This window comes from Cupriavidus sp. FW216-B1, assembly GCF_058789195.1.
In genome coordinates this window covers 1-631 of record NZ_JBYTEL010000057.1, presented here as the reverse complement: position 1 = coordinate 631, position 631 = coordinate 1, and the positions used below count along the sequence as shown (strand labels likewise).

At 64.5% G+C, this 631-nt stretch carries 2 protein-coding genes; both read right to left on the bottom strand.

The window, feature by feature from the left end:
- Positions 1-209 (bottom strand): hypothetical protein (locus AC3WXD_RS34955; RefSeq protein WP_492325749.1); only part of this gene is annotated, 209 nt, incomplete at its 3' end.
- 2 nt (positions 210-211) lie between these two features.
- The coding region (locus tag AC3WXD_RS34950; RefSeq protein WP_492325748.1) for a phage tail assembly chaperone at positions 212-631 on the bottom strand (420 nt) is incomplete at its 5' end.

Here is a 631-nt window from a genome sequence, read left to right as displayed (position 1 = left end):
TCGGTGATCTGCGCCGGGAGCATGCGCACCGCATTCGCAGTTTGGGCAGCCGATGCTTCTACCTTCTTGCCTGCCTGCGCTGCCTTGTTGCCGACATTGTCGAAGGCATCGGCGGTTCGGTTGGCGGACTTCGTGGCGCTGTCGAACGCACCTTCCCCCTGCTTCAGCCCGGAGGTATCCATGACAATGCCGAGCGATGCGATGTCCATCTCTATGCCTTGTTTCGTTTGGCAGCGCTATCGGCGGCCGCCTTCAGCACCACCGCGTCGAGCCGACGGATCGCCGCGATCTGCCAGCGCGCCGGCCGTTCGCCGGTCATGGCGAAGAACGCCTGCATATCCGAGTAGGTGATGGGCGACAGCCCCATGCCGACCTGGCGCGTGGTGTTCAACTCCATGAACCAGTCCCAGATCTGGTAGCCGGCCGGTGGCAGTTCCGGGCCATCGAGCCCTTCCGGCCGCCGGCCGGTCTGCCGGGCTACCGATTCGAGGTTCTGCCTGACGGTCGAGCCATCAGGCATGCGCTCGTCCAGCGCCACCTGATGCTTCGCGTAATCGACGATCTCGTCCGTCAGACCTTCAGAAAATTTGCCGACTGTGCCGCCGCCGCGTAGACCTGCGCGCGCACCTCG